Raw genomic sequence first — 23,685 nt, forward strand, 5'->3', positions numbered from 1 at the left:
TGGTGCGGCGCAGCAACAAACCCGTCAAGCCAACGTTTGGATGAACCGGCGTCGACAATCGCCGTGATGCCCGACCCGCACGCCCCCCGCCACAGCGCCTTGCGCGACGACCTGCTGGCCGCCGCCATCGTCTCGGTGCTGCTGATCCCGCAGAGCCTGGCCTACGCGCTGCTCGCCGGGCTGCCGCCGCAGGTGGGCCTGTATGCGAGCGTGCTGCCGCTGGTGGCGTATGCGCTCGTCGGCGCGAGCAGCGTCAACGCCGTCGGCCCGGCCGCCGTGCTGGCCCTGATGACGCTGCAGGCCATCGCCCCGCTGGCGGGCCAGGTCGACCCGAGCGCCGCTGCGGTGGTGCTGGCCTGCGAGGTGGGCCTGCTGCTGGCCCTCGCGGCGGTGCTCAAGCTCGATGCGCTGGCCGCGCTCTTGAGCGCGCCGGTGCTGCAAGGTTTCTCGGTCGGCGCGGCGATCTCGATCGCGCTCTCGCAGCTGCCGGCGCTGCTGGGCAGCCCGGCGCACGGCGTGCACCTGCGCGCCTTGCTGCGCGGCTGGTGGAGCGCCGCGCAGGCGGGCCCGGCGGTGCACCTCGCCACCGCCGCCTTCGGGCTCGGCTCGCTGGCGGTGCTGCTGCTGGCGCGCCGCCACCTGCAGCGGCTGGCGGCCCGCTGGTTCAGCCACGACATGGCGCAGCTCGTGGCGCGCTCGGCGCCGCTGGTGGTGATCGCCGTCGCCATCGCGCTGGCCTGGGGCCTGGCGGCGCCGTCGCACGGCGTGGCGGTGGTGGGCCGGCTGCCCACGCTGCACCTGCCGCTCGGCCTGCCGCTGCTCGACGCCGAGCTCTGGCTCGCGCTGCTGCCCGCGGCCGCGCTCTTGGCGCTCGTCACCTTCGTCAGCAGCTTCGCCGTGGCCGAGCGGCTGGGGCTGCAGCGTGGCGAGCATGTGGATGGCCGGCGCGAGCTGGCCGGGCTGGCCGCGTCGAACCTGGTCGCAGGCCTGTCGAGCGGCATGCCGGTGGGCGGCAGCTTCTCGCGCAGTGCCTTGAACGCCGATGCCGGCGCCCGCACCCGCTGGGCCGGCGCGTGGACGGCGCTCTTCCTCGCCGCCGCCGCCGTGCTGCTGGCCGCGCCGCTCGCCTGGCTGCCGCGCACGGTGCTGGCTGCGACCATCGTGGTGCCGGTGCTGGCCGCGGCCGAATGGAAGGCCTTCGGCTTCGCCTGGCGCTACTCGCGGCGCGAGGCGCTGCTGATGGGGCTCGTGGCGGCGATCACGGTGCTGCACACGGCCGAATGGGCGCTCGGCGTGGGCGTGGTGATCTCGATCGCGCTCATGCTGCAGCACGCCGCCCGCCCGCACGCCGCGCTGATCGGCCGAGTGCCCGGCACCGAGCACTACCGCAACGTGGAGCGCTACGCCACCGAGCTCACGCCGGGCGTGCTCAGCCTGCGCATCGACGAGAGCCTGCTCTTCGTCAACGCGCGCCTGCTGCCGGGCCTGGTGGCGCGCCGCCTCGATGCGTTTCCCGACACCCGGCGCGTGGTGCTGCAGATGACCCCCGTCAACCGCATCGACCTGAGCGGCCTCGAAGCCCTGAACACGCTGCAGACGGTGCTGCGCGAACGCGGCATCCGCCTCGACCTGTCGGAAGTGAAGGGCCCGGTGCTCGACGGCCTGCGCGCCGCGCAATGGGCCCGCTGGTTCACCGGCCGGCTCTACCTGAGCCACCACCAGGCGGTGCGTGACGAGCAGGGCATGGCGCCATGACGGCGCAGGCCTCGCGTCTCACGGCCGGCCGACCACCACCGGCTTCTCGCGCACCGGCTTGCGCAGCGCCTCGTGCGCCAGGTCGCGCACCGAGCCGAGCGCCAGCGCCAGGAAGGCCAGCGCGCAGAGCTTGTAGGTGACACGCGCCCAGCGCAGGCCGGCGCGCTTGAACACGCGGTCGACGATGGCCGCACACACGAAGCACCACAGCACCGACGAGGCCATGAAGCCGGCGAAGAAGGTGCCGTAGTCGGCCGGCGTGGGCGCCTGCACGCCCACCGCGCCCATCGCGCTGCCGATGGCAGCCCAATAGGCCACGTTCTGCGGGTTGGTGACGGAGAGCAGCGCGCCCGCCTTGAGCGCACGCCGGCGCTGCACCTCGCCGCCCAGTTCGAGGCTGAACTCGTGGCTGGCCGCACGCCACGCATCGCGCGCCAGCCACAGCAGGTAGGCGACGCCTGCGAGGCCGATCGGCAGGCGCAGCCATTCGAGCTGCAGCAAGAGGCCGATGCCCACCAGGCCCAGCACCGCCCACAGCGCATCGCCCACCAGCGAGCCGACCTGCACCGCCAGCGCCGGGCGGAAACCACCGTGCACGCCCTGGCGCACCGTCTCGGCGAAGACGGCCCCCGGCGTCGCGTTGAAGATCAGGCCGAGCAGGAAGGCGGAGATGAAGAGCGTGGTCATGCGAACGACTCTAGCGACGGCGTGCTCAGCCTTCTGTCACCTGCAGCAACTTGAGCCGGCCCGAGGCGCCGCACTTGAGCGTGACCTGCGCCTTGCGGCAGCCGAAATGGCGCGCCACGAGCGCGATCAACTCCTCGTTCGCCTTGCCGTCGACCGGCGGCGACTTGAGCTGCGCAAGCCAGGTCCCGTCGGCCTGCTGCTCGAAGCTGCTCGTGCGTGCGTTGGGCTTGACCTTGACCTGCAGCGTCTTCATCGCGCTGCACTGTAAGCCTCAGCGCGCGCCGTCTCCCAGGCGGAGTTCCCACGACTCCCAAGCCGTGTCGGGCGCGCCGCCCCAGCGCGAGTAGAGGCGCTGGGCCGCGGCGTTGCCAGGCAACACCAGCCAGCGGATGCGGCCGGCGCCAAGGGCCTGCGCTTCGGTGCGCACCGCCGCGAGCAGCAACTCGGCCACGCCCTGGCGGCGGCGGCGCGCATCCACATACAGCTCCTTCAGCACGACGGTGGGCCGCAGGTCGTAGGTGAAGGGCGTGACCAGCAGCACCGCGTGCCCGCACAGCGCGCCGTGCGTGTCTTCGGCCACGAGCGCGGTGAACTGCTTCGCGCCCGTGCCGGCGAGGCCGCGCACCAGCAGGTCGTCGGCGGTCACGCGGAAGTCGGCCGCGTAACCCTCGAACACCGCCAGCGCCTGCATCGAGGCGAGCAGGGGCACCACGTCGCGGGCGGTCGCACGCCGCACCTTCACGGCGCCGAGCCTTCCTTGAGGCTGAAGCCTTCGTCGAGCCAGCCGGTGGCGCCACCGATCATCAGCTTGACCTTGCGGCCGAGCTTCGCGAGCCGCAGCGCGCCCTTGTGGCCGCCGTTGCAGTGCGGGCCGGCGCAGTAGGTGACGAAGAGCGTGTCCATCGGCCACTCGGCCATCTTCGACTCGACGATCTTCCCGTGCGGCAGGTTCAGCGCGCCAGGCACGTGGCCCTTGGAATAGAGGTCGGGGCCACGCACGTCGAGCAGCACGAAGTCGGCCTGGCCGGTGCTCATGGCGTGCTGCACGTCCCAGCAGTCGGTTTCGAATTCGAGCGCCGACTGGAAGTGCTCGACGGCACGGTGCGGCGCGGCGGCGGGGGTCTGGCTGACGACGGATGGCATGGTGGTTTCCTCTCCTGTTGATGACGGCTTCAGTGTGCGTGGACAGAGGAAAAATCGACAGTGGCGTGAATGACACCAGCCGGTAAGATTGCGACATGCCGAAACCGAAGCCGCACCTCGTCGCCATCCTGGCCTACGACCAGCTCTGCACCTTCGAATTCGGCTGCGCGGTCGAGCTCTTCGCGCTGCAGCGGCCCGAGCTGGGCGTGGAGTGGTACCGCCACGCGGTGTGCGCCATCGAGCCCGGCCCGCTGCGCGCGATGGGCGGGCTGACGGTCGAAGCGCCGCACGGCCTGGCCACCCTGCGCCGCGCCGACACCATCGTCGTGCCCGGCTGGCGCGATGCCGACGAAGTGCCGCCGCCCGCGCTGCTGAAGGCGCTGCGCAGCGCGCATGCGCGCGGGGCGCGGGTCACGTCGATCTGCTCGGGTGTCTTCGTGCTCGCGCATGCCGGCCTGCTCGCCGACAAGCGCGCGACCACGCATTGGCGTTACGCCGAGAAGCTCGCGCAGCGATTCCCCGACGTGCAGGTCGACGACAGCGCGCTCTACATCGACGAAGGGTCGGTGATCACCTCGGCCGGCTCGGCCGCCGGCCTCGACATGCTCCTGCACCTGGTGCGCCGCGACCACGGCGCGAAGGTGGCCAACCTCGTGGCGCAGCGGCTCGTGATGCCGCCGCACCGCGAGGGCGGGCAGGCGCAGTTCGTGCCGCGCCCGATGCCACGCGAAGAAGAAAGCCCGGTCGCCCGCCTGATCGACCTGATGCGCGAGAACCCGCGCGCCGACCACACGCTGCCGGCGCTCGCCGCGCACGCGGGCCTGAGCGTGCGCACCCTGCAGCGCCAGTTCAAGGACGCCACCGGCCAGACCCCGCTCGAATGGCTGGTGCGCGAGCGCATCTCGGTGGCCAAGGAGCTGCTGGAGTCGCACGCCGGCCTCGACATGGAGCAGGTCGCCGAGCTGGCCGGCTTCGGTTCGCCCGAGTCGCTGCGGCGGCACTTCCGCTTGCAGGGGCTGCCGGCGCCGACGAGCTTCCGGCGGCAGTTCGCCGTCGGTGCGCGCTGAGGCAGCGGCCCGCTCGACAACGGGGCATCGAACCGCTTCGGTGCACGCCCACGACGGCGCCAAGACCGCGCGCGACACGGACCAACGCGACCGCTGAGAACCACGCCACACCGGGCGTCAGACCCTCTTGCCCGCGCCTGCGCCCCCCGCACCAGACCTGCGCAACAGCGGCCCACATCGGCTGGCACGGCTCATGCTCGTCATGACTTGTCATAACGAGTTGGAAGGGCCATGGGCAAAGCTGATCCCGCGTCGACGAAGCCGCTGACACTGGTGGGCGCCCCGCCGCCACGTGTGGCGCTCGGCTCGACGCAACCGCTCTACACGCAGATCAAGGAGATCCTGCGCGCACGCATCCTCGACGGCAGCTACCAGCCGCACCAGCAGATGCCCTCCGAGAGCGAGATGATGGCCACGTTCAACGTGAGCCGCATCACCGTGCGCCAGGCGCTCAACGACCTGCAGAACGAAGGGCTCATCTTCCGCATCCACGGCAAGGGCACCTTCGTCTCCAAGCCCAAGGCCTTCCAGGACCTGGGCCGGCTACAAGGCTTCGGCGAAGCGATGCGGCAGATGGGCTACGAGACCTTTGCGCGTGTGCTGTCGCTGAAGACGGTGACGCCGAGCGCGCAGGTGGCCGAGAAGCTGCACCTGCCCAAACGCGCCAAGGTCACCGAACTGCAGCGCGTGCGCTTCCTCAACCGCGAGCCGATCTCGCTCGACGTGACCTACGTGCCCACGTCCATCGGCCAGCGCCTGGCGAAGGAAGACCTCGCCGCGCGCGACGTGTTCGTGATCCTCGAGAACGACTACGGCCTCGCACTCGGCCACGCCGAGCTGCAGATCGGCTCGACGCTCGCCGACGAGCCGCTCGCCGCGCAGCTCAAGGTGGAAGAGGGCTCGCCGGTGCTCTTCATCGAGCGCACCACGCACACCGCCGACGGCGCGCCCATCGACTACGAGCACCTCTATTACCGCGGCGACGCCTTCCAGTACAAGGTGCGCGTCGACCGTGTGCCCCTGCCGGAGCGCGCCACATGACGCAGCGCCCGCATATCGATCCACGCAGCGCTTCGTTCACGGCGCTGCCCCTTCTCTCCACACTCCCGGAGCACGCATGAACACGATCGAACACGAATACGACATCGTCGTCGTTGGCGGCGGCACCGGCGGCCCGATGGCCGCGGTGAAGGCCAAGGAGAAGAACCCGAAGCTCAAGGTGCTGCTGCTCGACAAGGCCAACGTCAAGCGCAGCGGCGCGATCAGCATGGGCATGGACGGGCTCAACAACGCCGTCATCCCCGGCCACGCCACGCCCGAGCAGTACACCAAGGAGATCACGGTCGCCAACGACGGCATCGTCGACCAGAAGGGTGTGTACGCGTATGCCGCCAACAGCTACTCGATGATCGAGGAGCTCGACAAGTGGGGCATCAAGTTCGAGAAAGACGAGACCGGCGACTACGCCGTGCGCAAGGTGCACCACCTCGGCAGCTACGTGCTGCCCATGCCCGAAGGGCACCACATGAAGCGGGTGCTGTACCGCCAGCTCAAGCGCGCGCGTGTCGAGATCACCAACCGCGTGGTCGCCACGCGCCTGCTCACCGGCCCCAGCGGCGAGATCGCGGGCGTGATGGGCTTCGACTGCCGCACCGCCGAGTTCCACGTCATCAAGGCCAAGGCCGTGATCATCTGCACCGGCGCGGCCGGGCGCCTGGGCCTGCCCGCGAGCGGCTACCTCTTCGGCACCTACGAGAACCCCACCAACTGCGGTGAGGGCCATGTGATGGCCTACCACGCAGGCGCGGAGCTCACCAACCTCGAGTGCTTCCAGATCAACCCGCTGATCAAGGACTACAACGGCCCGGCCTGTGCCTACGTCACCGGCCCCTTCGGCGGCTACACCTCCAACAACGCCGGCCAGCGCTTCATCGAGTGCGACTACTGGAGCGGCCAGATGATGATGGAGTTCTGGAACGAACTCGAAGGCGGCCGCGGCCCGGTGTTCCTGAAGCTCGACCACCTCGCCGAAGAGACGATCAGCGAGATCGAGCACATCCTGCACACCAACGAGCGGCCGAGCCGCGGCCGTTTCCACGCCGGGCGTGGCACCGACTACCGCAAGCAGATGATCGAGATGCACATCTCGGAGATCGGCTTCTGCAGCGGCCACAGCGCCTCGGGCATCTGGACGAATGAGCGTGGCGAGTGCTCCATCCCCGGCCTGTATGCGGCGGGTGACTGCGCGAGCATCCCGCACAACTACATGCTGGGGGCCTTCGTGTACGGCAAGTTCTGCGGCGAGAACGCGGCCGACTACGTGAGCGGCATTTCGCAGCCGGCGTTCTCGCAGGAGAAGGTCGAAGCCGAGAAGGCGCGTGTCTACGCCCCGCTCGGCAAGACCGAGGGCCTCACGCCCTTCCAGGTCGAATACAAGACACGCCGCATCGTCAACGACTACCTGCAGCCGCCCAAGGTCACCCGCAAGATGGAGATCGGCCTGCAACGCTTCGACGAGATCCGCGAAGACCTGCAGCACATGAGCGCCACCGACCCGCACGAGCTGATGCGTGCAATGGAGGCCCACACCATCCGCGACTGCGCCGAGCTGGCCGCGCGCGCTTCGCTCTTCCGCACCGAGAGCCGCTGGGGCCTGTACCACCTGTGCGTCGACCACCCCGAGAAGGACGACGCCAACTGGTTCTGCCACACCAACGTGACGAGCGACGAGCGCGGCAACGCCGTCTTCCGCAAGCGCGAGGTCGAGCCGTATGTGGTGGAGCTGAACGAGGAAGAGAAGTCGGCCTACCAGCGGCTGCGTGTGGCGAGCCCCGCCGCGGCCTGACCCGAACCTCCGTTCGGGCTGAGCCTGTCGAAGCCCAGCGCCTGCCCCCAGGCCCTTCGACAAGCTCAGGGCGAACGGGATTGCCCACAAGGAGAACCCCATGACCATCGCGATCACCCGAACCCAAGCCCCCGTCGTCATCGACGAAGACAAGTGCATCGCCGACAAGGGCTGCACCGTCTGCGTCGACGTCTGCCCGCTCGACGTGCTGGCCATCGACCTGACGAAGAACAAGGCTTTCATGAAGTTCGACGAGTGCTGGTACTGCATGCCCTGCGAGAAGGACTGCCCGACCGGCGCCGTGCGTGTCGACATTCCTTACCTGGTGCGCTGACCATGGTCGCCATTGCCTCCATCCACGACCGGCTGCGCAACCCCGATGCGGGCGTGCGCCGCATCGCGGTCATCGACCTGCCCTACAGCGACGAGGAAGACGACGTGGCGCCGCTGCTCGTCGAGGCCCTGGCCGATGCCGACGCGAGCGTGCGCCTCGAAGCGGCGAAGGCACTCGAAGGCTTCGAGGAGCCTGAGGTGCTCGACGCGCTCGTGCCCCTGCTGAAGGACCCCGACGCCGCCGTGCGCGACGCGGTGGCCTACACGCTCGCCGAGCTGAAGGACGCCGCCTCCGCCACGCCCATCCTGCCGTACCTGCTCGACGACGACCCCGGCGTGCGCGCTGCCGCGCTGCACGCAGTGCGCGCCTTGCGCGTCGACGCCGCCTTCGAGCCCGCGCTGCAATCGCTGGCCCACCCCGACGCCGCGGTGCGCCGCGCCGCGGTCGGCGTGCTCGGCTATCTCAAGAAGCCGCAGGCCCTGGGCGCCCTTACCGAGATCGCCGCGCACGACGCCGACCCCGAGGTGCGCCGCATCGCCGTGGGCGCCTTGAGCTACGCCGGTGACAGCGCCGAGGTGAGCGTGCTGCCCGCGCTCGGCCGCGCGCTGGCCGACCCGGTGTGGCAGGTGCGCGAGGAGGCCGCCACCACCTACGCCAAGACGAACTCGCTGCTCGGCGTGCCCAACCTGGTGCGTGCGATGGACGACGAGTACTGGCAGGTGCGCGTGAAAGCCGCGCGCAGCCTCGGCAAGCTGAAGGCGCGCGACGGCGTGCTGGCGCTGATCGAAGCGCTGCTGCACCCGGTGAGCAACCTGCGCAAGGAAGCCGTGATCGCGCTGGGCGAGATCGGCGACTCGCGCGCCATCGCGCCGCTGGAGCGTGCGATGCACGACCCCGACCCCGACGTGCGCAAGCTGTCGAAGCTGGCGCTGACGTCGATGCAAATGCCCAAGCAAGGAGCCTGACATGAAGCCCCCACGTTCGCTTCGCTCACTGCCCCCCACGGGGGCGCAAGCCTCCCTTGGGGCGGCCCGGCGGGAGGCTTGACATGGCCTTCGTCGTCACCGAAGCCTGCATCCGCTGCAAGTACACCGACTGCGTGGCCGCGTGCCCGGTCGAGTGCTTCCACGAAGGCCCCGACTTCCTCGTCATCGACCCGGCCGCGTGCATCGACTGCGGCGTGTGCGTGCCCGAGTGCCCGGTCGAGGCGATCTACGACGAGAAGGACCTGCCGCCCGAGCAGCACGAATACATCGCGCTGAACAAACGCCTGGCCGCGCAGTGGCCGCTCATCACCACCGCACAAGACCCGCTGCCCGACGCCGACCACTGGGCAGAGCAGAAAAACAAGCGAGGCCTGCTCACCGAAAACACCGAGCAGGTTTGACGGAGACAAACGAGGAGCCCTGCGCAGGCACCGATCTTGCGCAACGGCTTCGTGATTCCGACCCGACGCACCAGGAGATCCGAGATGAAGTTCCTATCGCTCCCGCTTGTTCCCGTCGCCCTGACGACCTGCCTGCTGGCGCTGCCTTGCGCGGCCTTCGCGGCCAAGGAGGTCGTGACGATCGGCATCGGCACCCAGAACACCACCACCAACACCGTCACCGGCGGCGTGGTGCTCAAGGAGCTGAAGCTCCTCGAGAAACACCTGCCCAAGACCGGCAAGTACGCCAACATCGAGTGGAAGCTCGACTGGCAGAACTTCACCTCCGGCCCGCCCATCACCAACGGCATGGTCGCCGGCAAGCTGCAGATCGGCATGATGGGTGACTACCCGCTGCTGGTGAACGGCGCCACTGGCCAGCAGAACAAGGGCAACGAGACACAGCTCATCGCGGTCATCGCCTACAACGCCTTCGGCTCCGGCAACGGCGTGGTGGTGCACAAGGACAGCCCGTACTACGAGCTGGCCGACCTCAAAGGCAAGACGGTGTCGGTGCCCTTCGGCTCGGCGGCGCACGGGATGATGCTGCAGGCCATGCAGGAGCGTGGCTGGCCCAACGACTACTGGAACTTGGTGAGCCAGAGCCCCGAGGTCGGCACCACCAACCTGCAGGAAAAGAAGATCGACGCGCACGGCGACTTCGTGCCCTTCGCCGACCTGCTGCCGCACCGCGGCTTCGCACGCAAGATCTTCGACGGTGCGCAGACCAAGATCCCCACCTTCCACGGCGTGGTGGTGCGCAAGGAGTTCGCCGACAAGTACCCCGAGGCAGTGGTGGCCTACGTCAAGGCCTTGATGGAAGCCAACGACTGGGTGCGCAAGGACCCGAAGACCGCCGCGGCGAAGGTCGAGGAGTGGACCAAGATCGAGAAGGAGGTGGTCTACCTCTTCCTCGGGCCGGGCGGCATCCACACGCTGGACCCGAGCATCAAGCCGCGCTGGGTCGAGACGATCAAGATTGCCCACGGCGTTCTCGCCAAGCTGGGCCGCGTGAAGGACTTCGACGTCAACGCGTGGGTCAACGAGAGCTACGTGCGTGAAGCCTTCAAGCAGCGCGGCCAGGACTACGACGCGCAGAAGCAGACCCTCGCGAACTACGACGTCTCGGGCAAGGACCCGATCTGCAAGGTGGCCGTCACGCGGCCGAAGGAAGCCGGCGAGATCTGGCTCTCGACCGGCGAGATCGTGCCGGTGAGTTCGCCCGCCTGCCTGCTGGCCGGCATCAAGCAGTACGAGGCGGCCGGCAAGAAGATCAACGTGGCCTACCTCTACGACAAGGCACTGGGCATCAAGGTCGTCGCCGACAAGGCCTTCTATGCGATGGACACGAGCAATCCCAAGGCGCCGGTGGCCGTGCCCTTCCTGCTGAAGAAGGACGCCGAGGCCCACGCCGCCAAGACCAACGGCAAGCTCGCCACCTACGCCGAAGCGCTGGGCCAGGCCTCGGCCACCGTGGTCGCGGCCACCACGAAGTGAAGTGAACACCATGCGCGCCCTGCAACGAGTCGAAGACTTCACACCGCCGCCCGAGCCCGTGCCGGCCCGCGCGGCCACAGCCCCTGCCCACGTGGGGCAGGGCGTCACGCCGCTGCCGCTCCCCGTGGGCGTGCCGAGCGCGCCCTCGCTGTGGCGCCGCTTCTGGGAGGGCCGCGGCGCCCTGCTGCTGATGGCGGCCATCTCCATCGGCGGCGTGCTGCTCTTCTGGCAGCTCGCCACGCACTACAAGCTCGACGCCTACATCCGCTTCAACAACATCCCCACACCGGCGGCGGTGCTGGAGAAGGTGGTCGAGGTCAACAGCAGCCCGAAGTTCGTCACCAACATCGGCATCAGCGTGCGGCGCATCCTGCTGGGCTTCCTGGTGGCCACGGTGCTGGGCGTGGGCCTGGGCGTGCTGATCGGCCGCTACCGCGTGGTGCGCGGCCTGGCGATGCCGGCGATGGAGATCTTCCGGCCCATCCCGGCCATCGCCTGGGTGCCGATGTCGATCATGCTGTGGCCCGACAACGAGGTGAGCATCGTCTTCATCACCTTCCTCGGCGCCTTCTTCCCCATCCTGCTCAACACGGTGCATGGCGTGGAAGCGATCGACCCGGTGCTCCTGCGCGCAGCGCGCACGCTGGGGGCAGGCGAGGCGAGCCTCTTGAAGCACGTGGTACTGCCGGGGGCGCTGCCGCACATCTTCACCGGGCTCGCGGTGGGCATGGGCGTGGCGTGGGTGTCGCTGATCGCGGCCGAGATGATCTCGGGGCAGTTCGGCATCGGCTACTTCACCTGGGAGGCGTATTCGCTCATCAGCTACGCCGAGATCGCGCTCGGGATGATCACGATCGGCGTGCTGGGGCTCCTGTGCAGTGGCGGCATCCGCCTGCTCGCCAAGCTCGCGATGCCGTGGCAGGCGCATTCGGGAGGCAAGGCATGAGCAACGTGGTGGCAACGCAAGGCCGTGTCGACGTGCGCGACCTGCACATCCGCTTCAGCGTCAAGGGCCAGGAAGTCGAGGCGGTGCGCTCGGCGAGCGTGCACGTGCGGCCGGGCGAATTCGTCTCGCTGATCGGCCCTTCGGGCTGCGGCAAGTCGACGCTGCTCAACGCGGTGGCGGGCTTCCTCAAGCCCAACGGCGGCCAGGTACTGCTCGACGGCCAGGCCATCACCGGCCCGGGCTCCGACCGTGGCGTGGTGTTCCAGCAGTACTCGCTCTTCCCGTGGATGACGGTGCGCAAGAACGTGGAGTTCGGGCTCAAGATGAAGGGCGTGTCGCTCACCGAGCGCGAGTCGCAGGCGCGCACGCTGCTGGGCCTCGCGGGCCTGCTCTCGTTCGAGAACCACTACCCCGACCAGCTCTCGGGCGGCATGAAGCAGCGTGTGGGCATCGTGCGCGCACTCGCCACCAGCCCGCAGGTGCTGCTGATGGACGAGCCCTTCGGCGCACTCGACTCGCAGACGCGTGTGGTGATGCAGGAGATCCTCACCAACATGTGGCAGCGCCTGCGCATCTCGGTGCTCTTCATCACGCACGACATCGACGAGGCGGTGTTTCTCTCCGACCGCATCTACGTGATGACGGCGCGCCCGGGCCGCATCAAGGCCGAGCTGCCGGTGCCGCTGCCGCGCCCGCGCACACCCGAGATGACGGCCACGCCGGAGTTCGCCGCGATGGTGCGGCAGATCAAGGGCTTGATCCGCGAGGAGAGCATCGCGGCGATGGGTGGCGAGCTGAGCGAAGGTGGGCTCGCGGGCCTGGCCACCGAGGTCGGCCCGCAAGGTGTGGGGCAGCTGGTGTGAGGGAGGCCGCGATGCTCATCTCCGAAGACACCGTGCCGGCCGACCTGGTGTGGCACGAAGCCAGTGGCCAGCTGGAGCTGGCCTGGGCCGACGGCCGGCGCGTGGCCTTCAGCTCGGCTCGCCTGCGCGCCGCCTGCAAATGCGCCGGCTGCGAGAAGCGGCGCCGCGACGGCCAGCCGCCGCAGGCGCCCGCCGGCATCGCACTGGCGCAGATCCACCCGATCGGCGACATGGGCGTGCAGCTCGTCTTCAGCGACGGCCACGACCGCGGCATCTATCCCTGGCCCTATCTGCATCAACTGGCAATGGAAGCCTCGCCATGAGCAACCTCTTCGACTCGCGCGTGCTGAGCGTTCGCCACTGGACCGACCGTCAGTTCTCGTTCACCTGCACCCGCGACCCGGGTTTCCGTTTCCAGAGTGGCCAGTTCACGATGATCGGGCTGGAAGTCGACGGCAAGCCGCTGCTGCGCGCCTACAGCGTGGTGAGCCCGCACTGGGAAGAGACGCTCGAGTTCCTGAGCATCAAGGTGCCCGACGGCCCGCTGACCTCGCGGCTGCAGCACATCCAGGTGGGCGACACGATCAAGATCGGCCGCAAGGCCTCGGGCACGCTGCTCACGCAGAACCTGCTGCCGGGTCGTCACCTCTACCTGCTGTCGACCGGCACGGGCCTGGCGCCCTTCATGGCGATGATCCGCGACCCCGAGGTGTACGAGCTGTACGAGAAGGTGATCCTGGTGCACGGCTGCCGCCAGGTGGGCGAGCTGGCCTACGACGAGGTGATCACCCAGGAGCTGCCGGCCAACGAGTACTTCGGTGACCAGGTCAAAGAGAAGCTCATCTACTACCCGACCGTCACCCGCGAGGCCTTCCGCAACCAGGGCCGCATTCCGGTGCTAATGGAGACGGGCGCGCTGGCGCGTGCGATCGGGCTGCCGCCGATGTCGAAGGAACACGACCGCTTCATGCTCTGCGGCAGCCCCGAGATGCTGCGCGACACCCGCGCCTTCTTCGACAAGCTCGGCCTGAGCGAAGGCAACATGAGCACGCCGGGGCACTTCGTCATCGAGCGGGCCTTCGTCGAGAAGTGATCGCCGCAGACGGCCCCGGAATCAACCCCGTTCGGGCTGAGCCTGTCGAAGCCGTGCGCTGCACTTCGACAAGCTCAGTGCGAACGGAGCGTGGCTGGCGCCCGTTCCGGATCCAGCCTCAACATGTTCGCGCGCACCTCCTTCCTTGACGCCAGCGCGCACAGCCTCAAGCGGGTGTGGCCGGGCACGGCCACCTGCCTGCTGATCGCGATGGCGGCGTCGTTCGTCGCCACGCTGCACCAGGGGCCGCCCATGCTGTACGCGCTGCTCTTCGGCACCGTGGTGCACTACCAGAGCCTGGAAGACCGCACCGCCCCGGGCGTCGACTTCTGCAGCCGCACGCTGCTGCGCCTCGGCGTCGGGCTGCTCGGTGCACGCATCACCTGGGAGCAGGTGGCCGGGCTCGGCGCGCCCACGGTGCTGATCGTGCTCGGCGCGGTGGCGAGCACGCTGCTCTGCGGCTGGTGGCTCGCGAAGGCGCTGCGCCTGCCGGCGGCGCTGGGGGTGCTCGCGGGCGGCGCCACGGCCATCTGCGGGGCGTCGGCGGCGCTCGCGATCGCGGCGGTGCTGCCGCGTGCGCGAGAGGGTGAGACCCCGCCCGAGCGGCATGCGCTGATCGTGGTGGTGATGGCCACGCTCCTGTCGACGGTGGCGATGGTGGCCTACCCGGTGATCGCACGCCGCCTGCAGCTCACGCCGGCCGAGGCCGGGCTCTTCATCGGCGGCAGCATCCACGACGTGGCCCAGGTGGTGGTGGCGGGCTACTCCGTCTCGCCCGCGGCGGGTGACGCGGCGTCGGTGGTGAAGCTTTTGCGCGTGAGCCTGCTGGTGCTGGTGGTGCTGGGGGTGTCGATCGTGAGCCGTGCGCCCACGGCACCGCGCGAGCGGGGGCCAACGGCGATGCTGCGCCGCCTCGGCGGGCTGGTGCCGGGTTTCCTGTGGCTCTTCGTCGCGATGGCCACGCTCAACTCGCTGGGCTTTCTTCGCCCCGTCGAACAGGAACTCGGCGTCGCCTCGCGCGCCTGCCTGATGCTCGGCGTGGCGGGCCTGGGCATGAAGACCTCGTTCCCCCACCTGAGCCGCGCGGGCTGGCGGCCGGTGCTGCTGATGGTGCTCACCGGCGCCTGGCTGGCAACCACACTGCTTGGCGCGGTGTGGGCGTGGCGCTGAGGCAGGCCTCGCCGCTCCTTCAACACATCACGCGCGAGGGCACGCCGAGGTGGCGTGCGAGGCCCAGGCCCCCGGCGCGCATCACCCCGCGGTGGTTCCAGCGGAACACCGGCGCCAGCAGCGGCGCGAGCCAGCGCATCCACGGCTGCGCCAACTCCACGCGCCAGACGTAGGTGACGTCGGTGCAGCCCCCTTCGCTGCGCAGCAGCCACAGGCCTTCGCCCCGCAGCGCACCGCACGAGCGGCCGCGAAGGCGCTCGAAGCGCCGCGACTCCACCGCCTCCACCTCGACCACCATCCCGTAGGGCAGCCGGGTGGCCCACTCGATGCGGCGCACGCTGCCCACGCCGTCGGCGCCGCCAGCCTTGAGCAGGCGCACCGAGCGCACGTAAGGCCACCAGCGCGGCCAGCTTTCGGGGGCGGTGAGGGCGGCCCACACCCGCTCGACCGGCGCGTCGATGCGCCAGTGGCTCACCAGGTCGAAATGGTGGCTCGACGACATCAGGCCGCCAGGCGCGGGTAGCCGCGCTGCTCGATGTCGACCCGGTCTTCGAGGGCGGCGGCGCTGACCTCCTTGCGGATCTGCGCTTCCAGCAAAGGCTTGAGGAGCCGGCCGATGACCGGGGGCAGCGGCAGGCGGATCACGATGTCGACCAGCGTGCCGGCACGGCCGCCGACCACCTGCGGCGAGAAGCCGAAGCGCAACGACCCCCCTCGGTTGAAGCCCTCGACCGACACGTCTTCGATGCCGCCATCGGCCAGCAGCCGGCGCTCGAACACATCGCGCTGCGCGATGCCGAGCAGGCGCACCACCTGCACGAAGCGGGCGCCGTCGGCCCGTCGCTCCAGCACCTCGAAGCGCAGCTTGGGGTGCACGTTGCAGCCGATGTGGTGGTCGAGATCGGCGAACTGGCTGCGCACCGTGGCGAGTGGTGCGGCGATCCACTGGGTGTGGTGAACATGGGCAAACGCGGGCATGGCGGTCTCCTGGCGGAGTGTCTCGGGGCTGTGTCTGCCCATACGGCCGGCGGGGGCATCCAGATGCATCCAAACGACCGGCCGCGCCGTAAGAAGCGGCATGACCCGCCCGAGCGACCCGGTTCCCCCTGCCCAGGCGCGCCAGATCAAGGCGCGGCTGCTGGAGCGGGTGGCCGATGCCGACCTCACCCATCTCACCGTGGACGCCCACCAGGGCAGCTGGCAGGCCTTTGCCCCAGGCATTGCGCTCAAGGTGCTGCGCGAACACGAGGGGGTGCTGTCGTACCTGCTGAAGCTGGACCCGGGCGCCACGCTGCCCGCCCACCGCCACCCGCTCGACGAGGAATGCCTGGTGCTCGAAGGGCGGCTGCGCGTGGGCACCCGCATCGAGATCGGCCCTGGGGGTTACCACGTGGCCCACCGGGGCGCCTTGCACGCCACCATCGGCAGCACGACCGGCGCGACGATCTTCCTGCGTGGCGCCATTCCCGAACTCGGGCAGGCCCTGGCCAGCCTCTGAAGGTGCATCCGACATCGCAACCCCGGCGTATCACCCGAGCATGAACGCCCAGCCCACCTCCGTCACGACGCTCGACGACCCCGCCGCGCTCTTCGACGACGACGCAGCGCCTCCCCCCACGCCGGACGAGGCGGAGCCGCCCGTCGCACGCGGCTGCGCCACGCCGGTCACCGACGACGAGATCGCCGGCTGGATCGGCCGCATCGTCACGCACGACGAACGTGCGCTCGCCGCGCTGTACGACGCCACGCTGTCGCGCGTCTACGGCGTCGTGCTGCGGGTGGTGCGCCGCGCGTCCTTGGCCGAAGAGGTGGTGGAAGACACCTTCTTCCAGGTGTGGCGGCAGGCCCCGCGCTTCGATCCGGCGCGCGGCAAGGCCCTGACCTGGCTGCTCAACATGGCGCGCTCGCGCGCCATCGACGCCGTGCGCCACGAGTCGCGCTTCCAGGCCGACAGCCTCGATGCCGACAACGCCCCCGCGCTCGACGCCGACGACCCCGGCCACGACGACCTGCTCGACGTGGCACGTGGCCATGCCGAGTTGCAGCGCGCACTGCTGCTGCTCCATGCACAGCCGCGCCAGCTGGTTGCGCTCGCCTTCTTCCGGGGCCTGAGCCATGAGGAGATCGCCACCCACACCGCACTGCCGCTGGGCACGGTGAAGTCGCAGATCCGCCGTGCGCTCGCCACCTTGCGCGATGCCCTGGGCCCCCAGGCCCGGCGCACGCTTGCCTCATGAAGAATCGTCACCCGATGAAAGCCTGGACGCCCAACACCCCGATGCCGCTGGCCGAGCCACCGACCGATCCGCTGGCGGCCGAACTTGCGCCCTTGCTCGACGCGCCGTTCGCCGAGGCCCTGGCGCATGAGGGCGCGGGCCGCGGCCTGCGCTCTCGGCTGATGTCGCGCGTGGCCGCCTCGCAGGCGGCCGAGGTGGGCATGGTCACCACACGCCGCCGGCACGCCCCCCGCGAGACGCTGGGCCCCGGCGTGAGCGTGCAGACGCTGTACCACGGCGTCGGCCGGCGCGACGGGGAGCCACTGCGTGCGCGCCTGATCGAACTCGCAGCGGGTGCCTCGGTCGATGCAGCCCTGCTCGGGGGTGAGGCCACGCTGCAGCCCCGCCACCGCGAGTGGCTGGTGGTGGGCGGGCACGTGTCGGGCCCCGGCGCACACCTGGGCCTGCGCGACTACCACGTCACCCCGGCCGGTGCGCCCACGCCCTCGTGGCGGGCCGAGACGGCCGCGCTGCTCTTCCTGCGCGAATCGATGCTGCCCGCGCAGGCTGGCGACGTGCCGCACACGGTGCACGATGCCGAGGCCGGCTGGCCCGATTTCGCGCCCGGCATCCAGCGCCGCGTGCTGTGGCAGCGCGACGGCCAGGCCGCCTTGCTCTATTTCGCCGAGCCCGGGGCCGCCGTGCCGCAGCACTCGCACGGCCACGACGAGGAGTGCCTGATGGTGCAGGGCGAACTCTTCCTCGACGACCTGCTCCTGCAGGCCGGCGACTACCAGCTTGCCCCTTCAGGCAGCGGCCACCGGATCACGCAGACCGACACCGGCGTGGTGATCTACGCGCACGGCGATCTGGACTTGCAGTTCGTCTGACGCGCGGAAAGACAAGGCGAAAAAAAGGCCCGGTTCCGCCAACCGGGCCAACGCTCTCTTTTCCCTTAGCAGGTTCGAATCACCACCAGGATTCGGCCTGCACACCCACCGAGGTGCCAGACTTCTTGTCGCCGAACACCTGGCGGGCGTTGGTGGAGCTCAACCCGCCGGCGCCGGCAGTGCGCACGGCGTCGTTCCAAATCGCGTGCGTGACGAACAGGCGCACGGTCGGGCGAGACCCGGCTTCCTTGCCAGCCGAGGCCGCCACGGCCAGGGTGCCCTTGGTCAGGTTCTGCTTCGCGCCGCCGCCATCGGGCTTGACCTGGTCATGGCCCAGCTCGGCGAGGAAGCGGAACGGGCCGGACAGGTGGGTGTCGGTGCGCGCACCGATGGTGAACCACTTGTTGCCGGTGTTGCCCGTGTTCTTGCGGATGCGGTACTCGGTGATGAAGTCGACCGCCGTGCCGCCCAGGGTCATGCCCTGCTGGAAGACGACGCGGGTGTTCTTCAGGTCGCCGAACTTGTCGCCCTTCACGCCGAACAGCGTGTCGCCGCCGAGGATGGTGCCGCTGAGCTTCTGGTACACGCCGACGGCCAGGCCGTTGGGCTGGTCAGCCGGCTCGGCGGGCGGCGTCGTGGTCTGGTTCTCGGTCTTCAGCTGCTTCGACGGCGTGACGTAGATCGACAGCTCGCCGTTGGGCACCGTCTTGATGCCGGTCATGCGGATCGGCAGCGCCATGCGGTTGTTGTAGGCGTCGTTGTTCGGGTCCATCATGAACGCGACGCTCAGCTTGCCGATGCCCAGGTCCATGTCTTCAACGCCGGCGCCGTTGCCGTCGTTGTTCTCGAGGAACTGGTCGTTGATGCCGGTCTGCAGGCGGTTGTAGAAGCGGCGGCCCGCCCACACGCGGCCATTGGCCAGCTGGCTGATGTTCTGGCCGTAGGCGTAGATCTGGCCGAAGCGGGTGGTCAGCTGGTCGGGGCCGTTGCCGTTGTTCTGGGCGTTGCCCGAGTCCCAACCCTTGTAGACGCTGGGCATCACGCGCACATGCCAGTCGGAGCCTTCGTACTCGGCCAGCTTGGCGTCGAAGGTGGGCTCGACCACGTAGTCGCACTCGTTGCCGAGGCGGTACTTGGTGTCGGCATTGGCCAGGCCGAAGCAGACCTGGTTGCCGCCGCGGGCGTTGACGCCGACGCCGGCGCGGAAGTAGCCCGAGAACTCGATGGGCGGTGCGGCCAATGCGCTACCGGCAACCCCGGCCAGGGCCAGGGCGGTGAACAGTCGAACGGTTTTCATGGTTGCTCCTCGTCACTTTCGTGGGTGGTTTTGCCGTCTTTGCGGCGGTGGTGGCGGGCCTTGCGGCCCAGGGTGGGAACGGGTCTCGGTTCAGTGCAGGGCCAGCGCCTGCCCGTCGGGTTGGAACAAGAGCGAGCGGCCGGGCTGGGGCGCGAGGCCCACAGCGTCGCCGGTGGCAAGAGGGGCGTGGTCGGCCGGCACGCGCAGCGCCACGGTGTGCTCGCTGCCGCGCAGGGTGGCGTGCACGATGGTCGAGTCGCCCAGGTGTTCGAGTAGCGCCACGCGGGCGGCGAGGCCCTCGCCCGCCTGCGTGATCTGCAGGTGCTCGGGGCGGATGCCCAGCACCAGGTCGCCTGCGGTGAGGCGCAGCGAAGTCGTGGTGGCCGGCAGGCGCACCGCACCGGCCTCACCCATGCGCAGCTGCACGGCGTCACGCTCGCTGCGCTCGGCGGTGCAGGGGATGAAATTCATGCGCGGCGAGCCGAGGAAGCCGGCCACGAACTGGTTCGCGGGCTTCTCGTAGAGCGCGAGCGGCGTGCCCACCTGCTCGATGCGGCCGGCGTTGAAGACGGCGATGCGGTCGCCGAGCGTCATCGCCTCGACCTGGTCGTGGGTGACGTAGATCATGGTCGTGCCCAGCTCGGCGTGCAGGCGCGAGAGCTCGATGCGCATCTGCACGCGCAGCCCGGCGTCGAGGTTCGACAGCGGCTCGTCGAAGAGGAAGACCCTGGGCTTGCGCACGATGGCACGGCCGATGGCCACGCGCTGGCGCTGGCCGCCCGACAGCGCCTTGGGCTTGCGTTCGAGCAGGTGGGTGATCTGCAGGATCTCGGCGGCGCGGCCGACCGATTCCTTCACCTGCGCCTTCGACTGGCCGGCGAGCTTCAAGGCAAAGCCCATGTTCTCGGCCACGGTCATGTGCGGGTAGAGCGCGTAGCTCTGGAACACCATCGCCACGCCGCGCTCGGCGGGGGGCACGTCGTTGATGCGGTCGCCGCCGATGAAGATGTCGCCGGCCGAGATGTCTTCCAGGCCCGCGATCATGCGCAGCAGGGTCGACTTGCCGCAGCCCGAGGGGCCGACGAAGACGGTGAACTCGCCGTCGGCGATGTCGAGGTCGACGCCCTTGATGACCTCGGCGCCGTCGTCATAACTCTTGCGCACGCTGCGCAGGGTGAGGGTGGACATGGTGCTGGCTCCTTTGCCTCAGCGGTTCTGCGCGATGAAGTCGCGGTACCAGTGCGCGCTGTCTTTGGGGGTGCGCTTCTGGGTTTCGTAGTCGACGTGGATCAGGCCGAAACGCTTGTCGTAGCCGGAGTTCCACTCGTAGTTGTCGAGCAGGCTCCAGTAGAAATAGCCGCGCACGTCGACACCGGCTTCCATCGCGGCGCGCAGCGCCTGCAGGTGGGTGCGCAGGTAGTCGATGCGGGGCTGGTCGGCCACGCGCCCGTTGACCACCACGTCGGCCACGGCGGTGCCGTTCTCGGTGATGTAGATCGGCGGCAGCTTGTAGTCGGCGTTGATCTTGACGAGCAGATCCGTGAGGCCTTGCGGGTAGTTCTCCCAGCCCATGTCGCTCTCGCCGGTGAGCTTGGGCGCCGGCACCGGCGGCTTGGCGGTGCTGGCCCAGATGCGGGTGTAGTAGTTGATGCCGAGGAAATCGAGCGGCTGCGCGATCACATCGAAATCGTTTTCATGTGTCACCGGGTAAAGGTTGACGCCGGGGGCCTTCGGGTACTGCTTCAGGAAGATCGGGTCCATGAACCAGCGCACGAAGGTCGCGTACTCGCGCTCCGCGGCCTCGCGGTCGGCCTGGGCGTCGGTGGCCGGCGTGGCGGGCGACTGGTTGAGCACGATGCCGAGCGGGGCCTTCACGCCGGCCGCACGCATGGCCTGCATCGCGAGGCCATGCGAGAGCAGCAGGTGGTGCGACACCTGCACCGCGAGCTGCAGGTCGCGCGCGCCGGGGGCGAACTGGCCGATGGCGTGGCCGAGCACCGCGGTGCACCAGGGTTCGTTGTGCGTGGCGATCGCGCTCACACGGTCGCCGAGGCGGCGCCCCATGTGCTCGGCATAGTCGGCGAAGCGCTGTGCGGTTTCGCGCGTGGCCCAGCCGCCCACGTCTTGCAGGGCCTGCGGCAGGTCCCAGTGGTAGAGCGTGGCGTGCGGCTTGAGGCCCTTGGCGAGCAGGCCATCGACGAGGCGGTCGTAGAAGTCGAGGCCTTTGTCGTTCCAGGCGCCGCGGCCTTGCGGTTGCACACGAGGCCACGAGATCGAGAAGCGGTAGGCGTCGACGCCAAGCGAGGCGATGAGGTCGATGTCTTCACGGTAGCGGTGGTAGTGGTCGCAGGCCACGTCGCCCGTGTGCCCCTTGTGCACGTTGCCGGGGAAATGGGAGAAGGTGTCCCAGATCGAGGGGCCGCGGCCGTCTTCGCGGGCCGCGCCTTCGATCTGGTAAGCAGCCGTGGCGACGCCCCACGAGAAGCTGGATGGGAATTTCGAGACAGTCACGCGTCGGGTCCTTGGAGATCTGGTGAATGAGTGATGAGCGTCAGGCCTTCACCGCACCGGCGGTGAGCCCTTCGATGAGGCGGCGCGAGGCCATCGCAAACATGACGAGCAGCGGCAGCACCGCGATCGACGAGCCGGCGCAGATGGCGCCCCAGGGCGTCTGCCCCGTGCCCTGCAGCGAGCGCAGCGCGAGCGGCACGGTGTACATCTCCATGTCGCGCATCACGATGAGCGGGCCCATGAAGTTGTTCCACGAGGCGATGAAGGTCACGAGGCCGAGCGTGCCGAGTGCCGGGCCGATGAGCGGCAGCACGATGCGGAAGTAGATGCCCAGCTCGCTGCAGCCGTCGATGCGCGCGGCATCCAGCAGGTCGCGCGGGATGGCCGAGGCGATGTACTGGCGCATCATGAAGATGCCTAAAGCGCCGCAGGCGGCCGGCACGATCAGCGCCTTGGGCTGGTTCATCCAGCCGAGGCCGCTCATGATGAGCGCGGTGGGGATCATTGCCACGAAGCTCGGCAAGAGCATCGTGCCCATCACGAAGACGAAGAGCTGCTTCTTGTAGCGGAACTCGAACATCGCGAAGGCATAACCCGCGAGCGAACACAGCAGCAGGTTGGCCGCGGTGACGGCGAGTGCCACGTAGACGCTCCAGCCGAGGTTCTGCCACCAGTGGGGCAGGCGCTCGAGCAGGAGCTTCAGGTTGTCGTCGAAGTGGTTGCCGAACCAGATGGGCGGCGGCAGCGACAGGATCTCGCGGTCGCTGTGCGTCGCGAAGATGAACATGAAGTAGAAGGGCGCGAGCATCAGCAGCGCACCGGCCAGCACGATGGCGTAGGCGGTGAGCTGGCCGACGTTGACGCCGGCGCGGCGCGGGCGCGGCGCCTGCAGGGCGAGGGTGGCGCTCATGCCTTGTCCTCCTTCTGGCCCAGGAGCTTGTTGTTGAGCCAGGTCACGGCAGCGATCAGCATGAAGAGCAGCCAGGCCACGGCCGAGGCGGTGCCGAAGTCACCGTCGACGAAGGCGGTGGCGTACATGTGCATGGCCGCGGTCTTGCCGGCCTGGTCGATGCCGCCCGTGCCACCCGTCAGGATGAAGGGCTCTTCGAAGAGCTGCAGGTTGCCGATGATGGTGAGCGTGACCGCGAAGAAGATCATCGGGCGCAGGAGCGGCAGCACGACGTGGCGGAATTGCTGCCAGCGGGTGGCGCCGTCCATCGTGGCGGCTTCGAAGAGGTCCTTCGGGATGGTCTGCATCGCCGAGAGATAGAGCACCGTGTTCCAGCCGACGTAGCGCCAGAAGACGACGAAGGAGATCATCCACTTGGTGTACTGCGGCTGGCCCCAGTCGATGTTCTGCGCGGGCAGGAACCAGCTGAACACCGGCAGCTCGTGGAGCGCTGCGATGCTCGCGTTGATCACGCCGTAGTCGCGCGAGAAGAGGGTCGAGAACACGAGCGAGATGGCCACGCTCGAGGTGATGAAGGGCAGGAAATAGGCACCCACCACCGCGTTGCGCCAGCGCTTGAACGCCATGTGCATGAAGAACGCGAGCGGCAGCGCCACCAGGTGCTGCGGCACGCCGGAGACGATGGCCATCCAGCCCGTGTTGTAGAGCGACTTGTGGAACCAGTCGTCGTTCAACACGATGTACACGTAGTTCTCGAACCCGACCCATTCCATCGCCGCGAGGCCGGCGGCCGGCTCCCAGCGGTGGAACGAGAGGTAGGCCGAGAACAGCAGCGGGAACAGCCCGAACACCAGGAAGATGACGAAGAACGGGCTGATGAAGAGGTAGGGCACCCATCCACGCAGACGGGCCCGCAGGTTCGTGCGCTTGTGGCGCAGCTCGGTCGGCGCGGCGGTGCGCGCCTCCGGGGTCAGGGGTTCAGACATGGCCTGCATGATGGCGCGCCCAGACTCTTCTCTGCTTCATCCGCGGCGA

General features: G+C 69.2%; 27 protein-coding genes. 16 read left to right on the top strand and 11 right to left on the bottom strand.

Features of this window, described 5'->3' with window-relative positions:
- Positions 1–66 precede the first annotated feature (66 nt).
- Entirely contained in the window at positions 67–1,755 is a 1,689-nt protein-coding gene (locus tag KF892_15790; GenBank protein ID MBX3626481.1) for an STAS domain-containing protein, read from the top strand.
- A gap of 18 nt (positions 1,756–1,773) precedes the next feature.
- On the opposite strand, the gene KF892_15795 is transcribed toward KF892_15790, so the two are convergent.
- From KF892_15795 to KF892_15810, 4 genes are read right to left on the bottom strand one after another with little or no spacing between them, the layout of a single operon-like run.
- Positions 1,774–2,442, bottom strand: coding sequence for a LysE family transporter (locus tag KF892_15795; GenBank protein ID MBX3626482.1), 669 nt, complete (start codon positions 2,440–2,442; stop codon positions 1,774–1,776).
- A 25-nt stretch (positions 2,443–2,467) separates the two neighbouring features.
- A complete protein-coding gene (locus tag KF892_15800) occupies positions 2,468–2,695 on the bottom strand; it encodes a DUF167 domain-containing protein (GenBank protein ID MBX3626483.1) in 228 nt (75 codons plus the stop codon).
- A gap of 18 nt (positions 2,696–2,713) precedes the next feature.
- Positions 2,714–3,184 carry a GNAT family N-acetyltransferase gene (locus tag KF892_15805; GenBank protein MBX3626484.1) on the bottom strand — a complete coding sequence of 157 codons (471 nt, stop codon included), beginning with the start codon at positions 3,182–3,184 and terminating at the stop codon, positions 2,714–2,716.
- Positions 3,181–3,585 (bottom strand): rhodanese-like domain-containing protein, encoded by a 405-nt coding sequence (locus KF892_15810; GenBank protein MBX3626485.1) that lies wholly within the window; start codon positions 3,583–3,585, stop codon positions 3,181–3,183. Before KF892_15810 ends, KF892_15805 begins: the two co-directional genes overlap by 4 nt.
- 95 nt (positions 3,586–3,680) lie before the next feature.
- On the opposite strand from KF892_15810, the gene ftrA reads away from it, so the two are divergent.
- The 12 genes from ftrA (at position 3,681) to KF892_15870 (ending at position 14,826) form a co-directional block, all read left to right on the top strand.
- Positions 3,681–4,652 carry a transcriptional regulator FtrA gene (gene ftrA, locus KF892_15815; protein MBX3626486.1) on the top strand — a complete coding sequence of 324 codons (972 nt, stop codon included), beginning with the start codon at positions 3,681–3,683 and terminating at the stop codon, positions 4,650–4,652.
- Between the two features lie 231 nt (positions 4,653–4,883).
- Positions 4,884–5,693 carry a GntR family transcriptional regulator gene (locus KF892_15820; protein ID MBX3626487.1) on the top strand — a complete coding sequence of 270 codons (810 nt, stop codon included), beginning with the start codon at positions 4,884–4,886 and terminating at the stop codon, positions 5,691–5,693.
- Between the two features lie 76 nt (positions 5,694–5,769).
- The gene (locus KF892_15825; protein ID MBX3626488.1) at positions 5,770–7,497 is read left to right on the top strand and encodes a fumarate reductase/succinate dehydrogenase flavoprotein subunit; all 1,728 of its coding nucleotides are present in this window, start codon (positions 5,770–5,772) and stop codon (positions 7,495–7,497) included.
- Positions 7,498–7,597: 100 nt separating this feature from the next.
- Positions 7,598–7,831, top strand: coding sequence for a ferredoxin family protein (locus KF892_15830; GenBank protein ID MBX3626489.1), 234 nt, complete (start codon positions 7,598–7,600; stop codon positions 7,829–7,831).
- A 2-nt stretch (positions 7,832–7,833) separates the two neighbouring features.
- On the top strand, positions 7,834–8,796 hold the full coding sequence (locus tag KF892_15835) for a HEAT repeat domain-containing protein (protein MBX3626490.1): 963 nt from the start codon (positions 7,834–7,836) through the stop codon (positions 8,794–8,796).
- A gap of 83 nt (positions 8,797–8,879) precedes the next feature.
- Positions 8,880–9,218 carry a ferredoxin family protein gene (locus KF892_15840; GenBank protein MBX3626491.1) on the top strand — a complete coding sequence of 113 codons (339 nt, stop codon included), beginning with the start codon at positions 8,880–8,882 and terminating at the stop codon, positions 9,216–9,218.
- 84 nt (positions 9,219–9,302) lie between these two features.
- Positions 9,303–10,754, top strand: a complete 1,452-nt coding sequence (locus KF892_15845; protein ID MBX3626492.1) for an ABC transporter substrate-binding protein — start codon at positions 9,303–9,305, stop codon at positions 10,752–10,754.
- A 10-nt stretch (positions 10,755–10,764) separates the two neighbouring features.
- Complete coding sequence (locus KF892_15850) at positions 10,765–11,700, top strand: ABC transporter permease (GenBank protein ID MBX3626493.1); 936 nt, start codon at positions 10,765–10,767, stop codon at positions 11,698–11,700.
- Positions 11,697–12,563 (top strand): ABC transporter ATP-binding protein, encoded by an 867-nt coding sequence (locus KF892_15855; GenBank protein ID MBX3626494.1) that lies wholly within the window; start codon positions 11,697–11,699, stop codon positions 12,561–12,563. The genes KF892_15850 and KF892_15855 overlap by 4 nt, the downstream gene beginning before the upstream one ends.
- A gap of 11 nt (positions 12,564–12,574) precedes the next feature.
- Entirely contained in the window at positions 12,575–12,886 is a 312-nt protein-coding gene (locus KF892_15860) for a DUF971 domain-containing protein (protein MBX3626495.1), read from the top strand.
- Entirely contained in the window at positions 12,883–13,656 is a 774-nt protein-coding gene (locus KF892_15865) for a ferredoxin--NADP reductase (GenBank protein MBX3626496.1), read from the top strand. The genes KF892_15860 and KF892_15865 overlap by 4 nt, the downstream gene beginning before the upstream one ends.
- A 123-nt stretch (positions 13,657–13,779) precedes the next feature.
- A complete protein-coding gene (locus KF892_15870) occupies positions 13,780–14,826 on the top strand; it encodes a putative sulfate exporter family transporter (GenBank protein MBX3626497.1) in 1,047 nt (348 codons plus the stop codon).
- Between the two features lie 19 nt (positions 14,827–14,845).
- On the opposite strand, the gene KF892_15875 is transcribed toward KF892_15870, so the two are convergent.
- Together KF892_15875 and KF892_15880 are read right to left on the bottom strand one after the other, a co-directional pair.
- Entirely contained in the window at positions 14,846–15,328 is a 483-nt protein-coding gene (locus KF892_15875; GenBank protein ID MBX3626498.1) for an SRPBCC family protein, read from the bottom strand.
- Complete coding sequence (locus KF892_15880; protein ID MBX3626499.1) at positions 15,328–15,804, bottom strand: SRPBCC family protein; 477 nt, start codon at positions 15,802–15,804, stop codon at positions 15,328–15,330. Before KF892_15880 ends, KF892_15875 begins: the two co-directional genes overlap by 1 nt.
- 100 nt (positions 15,805–15,904) lie before the next feature.
- Between KF892_15880 and KF892_15885 the strand changes: the two genes are divergently transcribed.
- Genes KF892_15885 through KF892_15895 form a run of 3 tightly spaced genes read left to right on the top strand, consistent with a single transcriptional unit; the run spans position 15,905 to position 17,932 of the window.
- Entirely contained in the window at positions 15,905–16,324 is a 420-nt protein-coding gene (locus KF892_15885; protein MBX3626500.1) for a cupin domain-containing protein, read from the top strand.
- 40 nt (positions 16,325–16,364) lie between these two features.
- Complete coding sequence (locus tag KF892_15890) at positions 16,365–17,063, top strand: sigma-70 family RNA polymerase sigma factor (GenBank protein MBX3626501.1); 699 nt, start codon at positions 16,365–16,367, stop codon at positions 17,061–17,063.
- The gene (locus KF892_15895; GenBank protein ID MBX3626502.1) at positions 17,060–17,932 is read left to right on the top strand and encodes a cupin domain-containing protein; all 873 of its coding nucleotides are present in this window, start codon (positions 17,060–17,062) and stop codon (positions 17,930–17,932) included. Before KF892_15890 ends, KF892_15895 begins: the two co-directional genes overlap by 4 nt.
- A gap of 79 nt (positions 17,933–18,011) precedes the next feature.
- Here the strand turns inward: KF892_15895 and KF892_15900 are convergent, their stop codons facing one another.
- From KF892_15900 to KF892_15920, 5 genes are all read right to left on the bottom strand, one after another.
- The gene (locus tag KF892_15900) at positions 18,012–19,229 is read right to left on the bottom strand and encodes a carbohydrate porin (protein MBX3626503.1); all 1,218 of its coding nucleotides are present in this window, start codon (positions 19,227–19,229) and stop codon (positions 18,012–18,014) included.
- Positions 19,230–19,319: 90 nt separating this feature from the next.
- On the bottom strand, positions 19,320–20,417 hold the full coding sequence (gene ugpC / locus KF892_15905; protein ID MBX3626504.1) for a sn-glycerol-3-phosphate ABC transporter ATP-binding protein UgpC: 1,098 nt from the start codon (positions 20,415–20,417) through the stop codon (positions 19,320–19,322).
- 18 nt (positions 20,418–20,435) lie between these two features.
- Positions 20,436–21,740 (bottom strand): beta-glucosidase, encoded by a 1,305-nt coding sequence (locus KF892_15910; GenBank protein MBX3626505.1) that lies wholly within the window; start codon positions 21,738–21,740, stop codon positions 20,436–20,438.
- Between the two features lie 40 nt (positions 21,741–21,780).
- Positions 21,781–22,650: a carbohydrate ABC transporter permease gene (locus KF892_15915; GenBank protein MBX3626506.1), complete on the bottom strand. Its 870-nt coding sequence runs from the start codon at positions 22,648–22,650 to the stop codon at positions 21,781–21,783.
- Entirely contained in the window at positions 22,647–23,636 is a 990-nt protein-coding gene (locus KF892_15920; GenBank protein MBX3626507.1) for a sugar ABC transporter permease, read from the bottom strand. Before KF892_15920 ends, KF892_15915 begins: the two co-directional genes overlap by 4 nt.
- Between the last annotated feature and the right edge of the window lie 49 nt (positions 23,637–23,685).

Origin of the sequence: Rhizobacter sp., assembly GCA_019635355.1 — a bacterium.
Taxonomy (GTDB): Bacteria; Pseudomonadota; Gammaproteobacteria; order Burkholderiales; family Burkholderiaceae_C; genus Rhizobacter.

Coding starts and splice junctions, on each gene's coding strand:
- KF892_15850 (MBX3626493.1), top strand. CDS start 10,765: ATGCGCGCCCTGCAACGAGTCGAAGACTTCACACCGCCGCCCGAGCCC.
- KF892_15790 (MBX3626481.1), top strand. CDS start 67: ATGCCCGACCCGCACGCCCCCCGCCACAGCGCCTTGCGCGACGACCTG.
- KF892_15900 (MBX3626503.1), bottom strand. CDS start 19,229: ATGAAAACCGTTCGACTGTTCACCGCCCTGGCCCTGGCCGGGGTTGCC.
- KF892_15855 (MBX3626494.1), top strand. CDS start 11,697: ATGAGCAACGTGGTGGCAACGCAAGGCCGTGTCGACGTGCGCGACCTG.
- KF892_15880 (MBX3626499.1), bottom strand. CDS start 15,804: ATGCCCGCGTTTGCCCATGTTCACCACACCCAGTGGATCGCCGCACCA.
- KF892_15870 (MBX3626497.1), top strand. CDS start 13,780: ATGTTCGCGCGCACCTCCTTCCTTGACGCCAGCGCGCACAGCCTCAAG.
- ugpC (MBX3626504.1), bottom strand. CDS start 20,417: ATGTCCACCCTCACCCTGCGCAGCGTGCGCAAGAGTTATGACGACGGC.
- KF892_15800 (MBX3626483.1), bottom strand. CDS start 2,695: ATGAAGACGCTGCAGGTCAAGGTCAAGCCCAACGCACGCACGAGCAGC.
- KF892_15865 (MBX3626496.1), top strand. CDS start 12,883: ATGAGCAACCTCTTCGACTCGCGCGTGCTGAGCGTTCGCCACTGGACC.
- KF892_15895 (MBX3626502.1), top strand. CDS start 17,060: ATGAAGAATCGTCACCCGATGAAAGCCTGGACGCCCAACACCCCGATG.
- KF892_15840 (MBX3626491.1), top strand. CDS start 8,880: ATGGCCTTCGTCGTCACCGAAGCCTGCATCCGCTGCAAGTACACCGAC.
- ftrA (MBX3626486.1), top strand. CDS start 3,681: ATGCCGAAACCGAAGCCGCACCTCGTCGCCATCCTGGCCTACGACCAG.
- KF892_15875 (MBX3626498.1), bottom strand. CDS start 15,328: ATGTCGTCGAGCCACCATTTCGACCTGGTGAGCCACTGGCGCATCGAC.
- KF892_15845 (MBX3626492.1), top strand. CDS start 9,303: ATGAAGTTCCTATCGCTCCCGCTTGTTCCCGTCGCCCTGACGACCTGC.
- KF892_15835 (MBX3626490.1), top strand. CDS start 7,834: ATGGTCGCCATTGCCTCCATCCACGACCGGCTGCGCAACCCCGATGCG.
- KF892_15795 (MBX3626482.1), bottom strand. CDS start 2,442: ATGACCACGCTCTTCATCTCCGCCTTCCTGCTCGGCCTGATCTTCAAC.
- KF892_15825 (MBX3626488.1), top strand. CDS start 5,770: ATGAACACGATCGAACACGAATACGACATCGTCGTCGTTGGCGGCGGC.
- KF892_15920 (MBX3626507.1), bottom strand. CDS start 23,636: ATGTCTGAACCCCTGACCCCGGAGGCGCGCACCGCCGCGCCGACCGAG.
- KF892_15820 (MBX3626487.1), top strand. CDS start 4,884: ATGGGCAAAGCTGATCCCGCGTCGACGAAGCCGCTGACACTGGTGGGC.
- KF892_15860 (MBX3626495.1), top strand. CDS start 12,575: ATGCTCATCTCCGAAGACACCGTGCCGGCCGACCTGGTGTGGCACGAA.
- KF892_15885 (MBX3626500.1), top strand. CDS start 15,905: ATGACCCGCCCGAGCGACCCGGTTCCCCCTGCCCAGGCGCGCCAGATC.
- KF892_15915 (MBX3626506.1), bottom strand. CDS start 22,650: ATGAGCGCCACCCTCGCCCTGCAGGCGCCGCGCCCGCGCCGCGCCGGC.
- KF892_15810 (MBX3626485.1), bottom strand. CDS start 3,585: ATGCCATCCGTCGTCAGCCAGACCCCCGCCGCCGCGCCGCACCGTGCC.
- KF892_15890 (MBX3626501.1), top strand. CDS start 16,365: ATGAACGCCCAGCCCACCTCCGTCACGACGCTCGACGACCCCGCCGCG.
- KF892_15830 (MBX3626489.1), top strand. CDS start 7,598: ATGACCATCGCGATCACCCGAACCCAAGCCCCCGTCGTCATCGACGAA.